Annotated in this window: 2 protein-coding genes; both read left to right on the top strand. The window is 73.6% G+C overall.

Annotated elements, in window-relative coordinates:
• On the top strand, positions 1–8,300 hold an 8,300-nt coding region (locus ABT186_RS46605; RefSeq protein WP_351930485.1), incomplete at its 5' end, for an SDR family NAD(P)-dependent oxidoreductase.
• A 115-nt stretch (positions 8,301–8,415) separates the two neighbouring features.
• The coding region (locus tag ABT186_RS46600) for a beta-ketoacyl synthase N-terminal-like domain-containing protein (RefSeq protein WP_502973544.1) at positions 8,416–9,371 on the top strand (956 nt) is incomplete at its 3' end.

Raw genomic sequence — 9,371 nt, 5'->3', positions numbered from 1 at the left:
ACCTCCACGAAACCGCAAACCAACAAGGCATCCGCGCCCGCAAAATCCCCGTCGACTACGCCTCCCACACCACCCACGTCGAACACATCCAAACCGAACTCGCCCACCTCCTGGACGGACTGCAACCAAAGCCACCCCAGATCCCCATGTATTCGACGTACAAAGCCGCCTGGCTCGACGAGAACACCCCCCTCAACGCCACCTACTGGTACGACAACCTCCGCCACCAAGTCCGCTTCGCAGAATCGATCCAAGCCCTCATCCACGACAACCACCGCACCTTCGTCGAGATCAGCGCCCACCCCGTCCTGACCACGGCCATCCAGGACCTCCTCGACACCCACGCCGACACCCCCGCCGTCACCACCGGCACCCTCCGCCGCAACGACGACACCCCCACCCGCTTCCTCACCTCCCTCGCCACCCTCCACGTCCGCGGCACCCCCATCAACTGGCACCCCACCTTCGACGCCACCACCCCCCACCACGTCGACCTGCCCACCTACCCCTTCCAGCGCACCCGCTACTGGCTGGAGGGACCGGCCGGAAGCGCCGACGCGGGGGCGCTGGGGCTGGCCGCCGACGAGCATCCGCTCCTCGGGGCGGTCGCGGAGCTCCCCGGGTCCGGTGGTGTGCTGGCGACGGGGCGCCTGTCCCGTACGACGCACGGCTGGCTGCTCGCTGATGCGGAGAGCGGGCCGTCCGCCGTGCCGGGGTCCGCGTTGGTCGAGATGGCCGTGCACGCCGGGGACCAGGTGGGCGCAGGTGTTCTCGACTCGTTCGTCGTGGAGACGCCGCTGCTGCTGCCGGCCTCGGGCTCGGTCCGCATCCGGGTCCAGGTCGGCGCGTCCGATGCCGGGCACGACGCGGCGCACGGCAGCCGGCAGGTGAGCGTACACGCGTGCGCCGACGGCTCCCAGGAGTGGACGCGACACGCGGTGGGCCGGTTCTCGTGGCAACCCCCGGCGTTCGTCGGCGACTTCTCGGTGCGGCGGCCGCACGGCGCGGCTCCCGTCCCCGCGGAGCGCCTCCCGGAGGGGCTGACGAAGCTGTGGCGGCACGGCGACGAGGTGTACGCGGAGGCCGTACTGCCGGAGACGGGGCCTGATGCCGCGGACTTCGGCCTGCATCCCCTGCTGCTCGACGCGGTCCTGCAGGCCGCCGCGTTCGGCCCGCTGGGCGATGCCGGGCAGGACGGCAAGGTGCTGCTGCCGCACACCTGGCGCCGGTTCTCCCTGTACGCGTCGGGGGCCAGGCGGCTCCGCGTACGGATCACGCCGCACGGCGACCACACCGTGTCCGTGGCGGCGGCCGACACGTCGGGGGCGCCCGTACTGTGCGTGCGCGAGCTGACGTTCCGTGCTGTGGACGTCTCCGACCTCATCGCGGAGACCGACGAGGTGCGGGACGCGCTGTTCCGGGTGGAGTGGCAGGAGGTGCCCACCCCGCAGGAGCAGACCGGCACCGACTGGCCCGTCCTCGACCTCACCGCACGCACCGACGACGACATACGAACCCTCACCGGCCACGCACTCAAAACCGTCCAGGCACACCTGACCAGCCCACCCGACGACACCCGCCTGGTCGTCCTCACCCGCAACGCCACCCACAACCCGGCCCAGGCAGCCGTCTGGGGCCTCCTGCGCACCGCACAGAACGAACACCCCGACCGCATCACCCTCATCGACACCGACGACAACACCAGCCACCTCCTACCCGCCGCCCTCACCACAGGCGAACCCCAACTCGCCCTCACCAACGGCCGCATCCGCATACCCCGCCTCACCCGCGCCCAAATCCCCGACACCCCCACCCCCCTCGACCCCAACGGCACCGTCCTGATCACCGGCGGCACCGGCACCCTCGGCACCCTCGCCGCACACCACCTCGTCACCCACCACCACATCCGCCACCTCCTCCTGCTCAGCCGCCGCGGACCCGCGTCGCCGGGGGCGGAAAGCCTGCGCAAGGAGCTCACCGCGCTCGGCGCACACGTCACGATCAGCGCGGCAGATGCCGCCGACCACGGCCAACTGGCCCACGCCCTCGCCGCAATCGACCCGGCCCACCCCCTCACCGCCGTCATCCACACCGCCGGAGTCCTCGACGACGGCATCATCACGGCGCAGACCGCCCAACGCCTCGACACCAGTTTCCGGGCGAAGATCGACGCGGCCCGCGTCCTGCACGAGCTGACGAAGGACCACGACCTGGCCGCCTTCGTCCTCTACTCCTCCGCCGCCGGCACCCTCGGCAACCCCGGACAGGCCAACTACGCCGCCGCCAACGCCGCACTCGACGCCTACGCCCACCACCTCCGCACCCAAGGAACCCCCGCCGTCTCCCTCGCCTGGGGTTACTGGGCCGATGTGAGCGGCATGACCTCGCACCTGGACGAGACGGCGCTGCGCCGCCACCGGCGCGACGGAATGCTGGGGCTCACGGCCGGCACGGGCATGGCGCTCCTGGACGCGGGCATCCGGGCGAGCGACCCGGCGTTCGTGGCGGCGCGGCTCGACCTCGCGGGCCTGCGGGCGCGTTCGGCGACGGAGCCGGTGCCGCTGCTGCTGCGTTCGCTCGTACGGCCGTTGCGGCGCGCCGCGTCGAGCGAACGGGACGAGCCTGCGGGCTCGAACTCCCTGGCCGGGCGTCTCGCCTCCCTCGCCGCCGCCGAGCGGGAGCACGTCCTCGTCGACCTCGTACGCGCCGAGGCGGCGACCGTGCTCGGGCACGGCTCGTCGGACGCGATCGGCGAGACGCGGCCGTTCAAGGACCAGGGCTTCGACTCGCTGACCGCGGTCGAGCTGCGCAACCGCGTCGGCAAGCGCACCGGGCTCACCCTGCCGACCACACTGATCTTCGACTATCCGACCCCGGCCGTGCTGGCCCGCAAGCTCCTCGCGGATCTGGTGGGCACCGACGTGGATGCGGAACAGCACGCCGCCGGGCAGGCATCGACCGCCGCGCGCGGGGCCGCCGCCGAGGACGACCCTGTGGTCATCGTCGCCATGGGCTGCCGGTTCCCCGGCGGCGCCGACGGGCCCGACGAGCTGTGGCGGATCGTCGCCGACGGCGTGGACGTGGTCGGCGGCTTCCCCGAGGACCGGGGCTGGGATCTGGAGGGCATCTATGACCCGGATCCGGAGCACCTGGGCACCTCGTACGCCAGGAGCGGGGCGTTCCTGGACACGGCGACGCGGTTCGACGCGGGCTTCTTCGGGATCTCGCCGCGCGAGGCCGTCGCCATGGACCCGCAGCAGCGGCTCCTGCTGGAGGTCACCTGGGAGACGTTCGAGCGTGCCGGGATCGACCCGACGGCGCTGCGCGGGGAGCACGTGGGCGTGTTCGTCGGCGTCAACGACCGCGACTACACGCTGCGGCTGCAGCACGGCGCGGGCGAGCTGGAGGGCTACCGGCTGACCGGCACGTCCGGCAGCGTCGCCTCCGGGCGCATCTCGTACACCTTCGGGCTTGAGGGTCCCGCCCTGACCGTGGACACCGCGTGCTCCTCGTCGCTGGTGGCGCTGCACCTGGCCGCGCAGTCGGTGCGCAACGGCGAGTCGACGATGGCGCTGGCCGGCGGTGTCGCGGTGATGACGACGCCGGACGCGTTCGTGGAGTTCTCCCGCCAGCGCGGGCTGTCCGCCGACGGCCGCTGCAAGGCGTTCGCGGATGCCGCCGACGGTACCGGCTGGGCGGAGGGCGCGGCCCTCCTGCTGGTCGAGCGCCTGTCGGACGCGCGCCGACTGGGCCACCCGGTCCTGGCCGTCGTACGGGGCTCCGCGGTCAACCAGGACGGCGCCTCCAACGGACTGACCGCCCCCAACGGCCCCTCCCAGCAGCGCGTCATCCGCGCCGCCCTCGCCGACGCCGGACTGTCGCCGTCCGGAGTGGACCTGGTGGAGGCGCACGGCACAGGTACCACGCTCGGCGACCCGATCGAGGCACAGGCGCTGCTGGCCACCTACGGCAAGGACCGGGACGAGGACCTGCAGCCGGTGTGGCTCGGCTCGTTGAAGTCGAACATCGGGCACACACAGGGCGCGGCGGGCGCAGCCAGCGTCATCAAGGTGGTGCAGGCGATGCGGCGCGGGGTGCTGCCCCGGACACTGCACGTCGACCAGCCGTCCACCAAGGTCGACTGGAGCGCGGGCGCCGTGGAACTGCTCACCGAGGCCCGCGACTGGCCCGGCCTCGACCGGCCCCGTCGCGCCGCCGTGTCCTCCTTCGGCGTCAGCGGCACCAACGCGCACGTCATCATCGAACAGGCCCCGGAGGATCCGCCCACGTCCGACGACGGGGCGGCCCCGTCCCGGGCGCCCGGCCTCCTCCCGTACGCCCTGTCGGCGAAGACACCCGAGGCGCTGGCGGGCCAGGCGGCGCGCCTGGCGGCCTGGGTGCGCGGCGGCGTCGCGGACCTCGGCGATCTCGCGTACTCCCTGGTGACATCGCGTGCCGCGCTCGACCACCGCGCCGTCGTCCTGGCCGGCGACCGCGACGAACTGCTCGCGGGACTCGACGGGCTGGCCGCAGGCGACGCGCCCGGATCCGTCGTGGCCGGCGGCCCGGCGCCGGGCCGGACCGCGTTCCTGTTCACCGGTCAGGGAAGTCAGCGCGCCGGGATGGGCCACGAGCTGTACGAGGCGTACCCGGTGTACGCCGAGGCGTTCGACGCCGCGTGCGCGGAACTGGACCGGGAGCTGGACGGGCACGTCCCGCTGCCGCTGCGCGACGTGGTGTTCGCCGAGGACGGCACCGAGACGGCCGCGCTGCTGCACCGCACCGTGTACACACAGTCCGCGCTGTTCGCCGTGCAGGTGGCGCTGTACCGCCTGGTCGAGTCGTGGGGCCTGCGGCCCGGCTTCGTGGCCGGGCATTCCATCGGGGAGCTGGCCGCCGCGCATGTGGCGGGCGTGTACTCGCTCGCCGACGGCGCGCGGCTGGTCGCCGCGCGGGGCCGGCTGATGCAGGCGCTGCCCGAGGGCGGCGCGATGGTCGCCGTCCGGGCTTGCGAGGACGAGGTGCGCGCGCTGCTGCCCGGGGACGGGCGCGCCGGGATCGCCGCCGTGAACGGGCCCGAGGCCGTGGTCGTGTCGGGCGACGAGGACGCGGTCCTCGAGGTCGCCGACGCACTCGCGGCGGCGGGCCGGAAGACCAAGCGGCTGCGGGTCAGCCATGCGTTCCACTCGGCCCGCATGGAGCCGATGCTGGACGAGTTCCGCGCGGTGGCCGCCGCCGTCTCCTACGAGGCACCGCGCATTCCGGTCGTGTCGACGCTGACCGGGGCGGGTGTGGGACTCGACGAGCTCGGCACCGCCGACTACTGGGCTCGGCACGTGCGCGAGTCGGTGCGGTTCGCGGACGCGGTGCGGTCCGTGCGGGAGCGGGGGGCCGGGCACTTCCTTGAGATCGGGCCCGACGCCGTCCTGACGGCGATGGCCCGGGAGACGCTGGACGGCGAGGACGGCGTGGCCTTCCTGCCCGCCCTGCGTCGCGAGCGGTCCGAGCAGGCGACGCTGCTGGCCGCCGTTGCCGGGCTGCATGTGCGCGGCGCGGCGACGGACCTGGCGGCCGTCTTCGACGGAACCGGCGCGGCGCGCATCGACCTGCCGACGTACGCCTTCCAGCGGGAGCGCTACTGGGCCGAGATGAGCACGGGCGCCGCCGATGTGTCGGCGCTCGGGCTCGCGGAGGCCGGGCACCCGCTGCTCGGAGCGGTGGCCGAACTCCCCGACGGGGCCGGAGTGTGGGCGACGGGCCGGCTGTCCCTGGCGTCCCACGGCTGGCTGGCCGATCACGCCAAGTCGGGCACCGTCCTGGTACCCGGCACCGGGCTGGTGGAGCTGGCGGTGCAGGCGGGCGACCGGATCGGCGCCGGAGTCCTGGAGGAGCTGGTGCTCGAGGCGCCGATGGTGCTGCCGGAGCGCGGCGGCGTCGAGGTGCGGGTCCAGGCGGGCGCGGCCGAGGGCGAGTCCGGGCGGCGTCCGGTGAGCATCCACTCCCGGACCGGCGGGGACGCCGACTGGGTACGCCATGCAACCGGGTACGTCAACTCGGCGGCACCGTCGGCCGGTTCACCGCTCACCGCGTGGCCGCCGCAGGGCGCCGAGGCCGTCGACATCGAGGGCTTCTACGAGCGTCAGGCCGCCGCCGGGCATGACTTCGGCCCCACGTTCCAGGGGCTGCGCAAGGTGTGGCGGCGCGGCGAGGAGACGTACGCGGAGGTCGCGCTGCCCGACGAGGCCGCCGCGGGCGCGGATGCCTACGGGCTGCACCCCGCGCTCCTCGACGCCGCCCTGCACGCCACCAGTTTCGGGGCGGTCACCGAGACCGAACCCGGGCACGTGCTGCTGCCGTTCGCGTGGAACGGGGTCACCCTGCACGCGACCGGCGCCACCGCCCTGCGCGTACGGATCACCCCGCTCGGTTCCGACGCGGTGGCCGTGACGGCCACGGACACCACGGGCGCGCCTGTGGCGACGGTGGGCTCACTGGCCTTCCGGGCCGTCGATCCCCGGCAGCTGGACGCCACGGACGACATGCTGCGGGACGCGCTGTTCCGGGTGGAGTGGCAGCCGGTACCCACGCCCGCGGAGACCGCCGGTGCCGACTGGCCGGTGCTGGACCTGACCGGGCGTACCGACGAGGACGTACGAAGCATGACCGGTGACGTCCTGGCCGCCGTCCAGGCACACCTGACGTCCACAATGGGCGACAACCGCCTGGTGGTACTGACCCGGGGCGCACAGGACGACCCGGCCCAGGCGGCGGTGTGGGGACTGGTGCGCACCGCGCAGAACGAGCACCCGGACCGGCTGGTCCTGGTGGACACCGACGACGGCGGACGCGCGCTGTTGGGCGCCGCCCTGGCAACCGGCGAGCCGCAACTCGCCCTGGCCGAGGGACGGATCAACGTCCCGCGGCTGGCCCGCGCCCGCGCCGAGGACGGGCCCGGCCCGCTCGACCCGAACGGCACCGTCCTGATCACCGGCGGCACCGGCACCCTCGGCGCCCTCACCGCACGTCATCTGGTCACCCGGCACGGCATCCGCCATCTGCTGCTGGTCAGCCGGCGCGGCCCGGCGGCGCCGGGAGCCGACGCCCTGAGCGAGGAACTCCAAGCCCTCGGCGCGCAGGTCACCATCGGCGCGGCGGACGTGGCCGACCCCGGCCAACTGGCCGGAGTCCTCGACCGGGTCGACCCGGCCCACCCGCTCACCGCGGTCATCCACACCGCCGGTGTCGTCCGGGACGGCGTCATCACCGCCCAGACCCGGCAGCACCTGGATGCGGTCCTGGCACCGAAGACGGACGCCGCCACAACACTGCACGAGCTGACGAAGGACCATGACCTGACTGCCTTCGTCCTGTTCTCGTCCGCCGCCGGCACCCTCGGCAACCCCGGGCAGGCCAACTACGCGGCGGCGAACACCTCGCTGGAGGCGCTCGCGCACCGCTTCCGCGCCACGGGCAGCCCGGCCGTCTCCCTGGCCTGGGGCCTGTGGGAGGAGGCGAGCGGCATGACCGGGGAGCTGAGCGCCGCCGACCTGGAGCGCGGCCGACGTACCGGAGTCGCCGCGATGCCCACCGACCTGGCCCTTTCCCTGCTCGACGCGGGGCTGAGGTCCACCGAGGCCACGCTGGTGACGGCGCGCCTCGACCTGGCCGGTCTGCGCAGGCGGGCCGCCACGGCCGAGGACGTACCGGTGCTGCTCAGGGGGCTGGTGCGCGTGCAGAGCAAGGCGGCCCGTGCCGCGACGGCCGCCGAGGAATCGCTCGGCGACCGGCTGGCCGCACTGCCGCCCGCCGAACGCGTCCAGAGGGTCGTGGAGTTGGTGCGCACACAGGCCGCCGCCGTCCTCGGGCACGCCACGGCACGCGCGATCGGCGCCGACGCCGCCTTCAAGGACGCAGGCTTCGATTCCCTCGCCGCGGTCGAGCTGCGCAACCGGCTGGCCACCGCGACCGGCGTACGGCTGCCCGCCACGCTGATCTTCGACCACCCGACGCCCACGGAACTGGCAGGCCGCCTCATCGAGGAGCTCGGCGTCACCGGAGACACGGTCGCACAGGTGCCGGGTGAACTCGACGCCCTGGAACGGGCACTGATGGCCCTGCCCGAGGACGAGGACGTACGGGCCCGGATCGGGGCACGCCTGCTCGACCTGGCGGGACGCCTCGGCGCGGCTGCTTGCGCCTCCCCCACCGTCATCACGGAGGGCGGCGACTCCCTCGACCTCGACGCGGCGACCGACGAGGAGATCTTCCAGCTCATGGACGGCGAACTGGGTCTGTCCTGACAACCGCCACCGGAGCCAGTCCACCCACCGACGACGCCTTGAAGGGGCAGACCCGGCCATGTCCAACGAACCCAGCACCACGACCAGTTCATCCGGTACGTCCAACGACCAGAAGCTGCGCGACTACCTCAAACGCGCCCTCGTCGACCTGAAGCAGGCCAACCAACGCCTGCGCGACATCGAGGCCGCGAAGACCGAGCCGATCGCGATCGTCGGCATGGCCTGCCGGCTGCCCGGCGGGGTGACCACGCCCGACGAGCTGTGGCAGCTCGTCGACGAGGGCCGCGACGCGGTCTCCGGCTTCCCCGAGGACCGCGGCTGGGACCTGGAGCGGCTCTTCGACCCCGACCCCGAGCGACGCGGCACCTCCTATGTGCGCGAGGGCGGATTCGTCGACGGGGCGACCGAGTTCGACGCCGCGTTCTTCGGCATCAACCAGCGCGAGGCGCTGTCGATGAACCCGCAGCAGCGGCTCCTCCTTGAGACCTCCTGGGAGACCTTCGAGCGCGCGGGCATCGACCCGACGACGCTGCGGGGCAAGCGCGTCGGCGTGTACTCGGGCGTGATGTACCACGACTACGCCACCGACATGGAGGACGCCCCCGCCGAGGTGGAGGGCTATCTGAGCACCGGCACGGCGGGCGCGGTGGCCTCCGGGCGGGTCTCGTACACGCTCGGCCTCGAAGGCCCCGCGGTCACACTCGACACCGCCTGTTCCTCGTCGTTGGTCGCCCTGCACCTGGCCATTCAGTCGCTGCGCGAGGGCGAGACCGACATGGCGCTCGCGGGCGGCGCGGCGGTGATGGCGACGCCGGGCGTCTTCGTCGAGTTCTCGCGCCAGCGCGGACTGTCGGCGGACGGGCGCTGCAAGGCGTTCGCCGACGCCGCCGACGGCACCGGCTGGGCGGAGGGCGTAGCGACCCTCCTCGTCGAGCGCCTCTCGGACGCCCGCCGCCTGGGCCACCCGGTCCTGGCCGTCGTACGGGGCTCCGCGGTCAACCAGGACGGCGCCTCCAACGGTCTCACCGCCCCCAACGGCCCCTCCCAGCAGCGCGTCATCCGCGCCGCCCT

It is taken from the genome of Streptomyces sp. NPDC001634 (assembly GCF_040298185.1).
Classification (GTDB): Bacteria; Actinomycetota; Actinomycetes; order Streptomycetales; family Streptomycetaceae; genus Streptomyces.
This window is presented reverse-complemented; position numbering and strand designations above follow the sequence as displayed.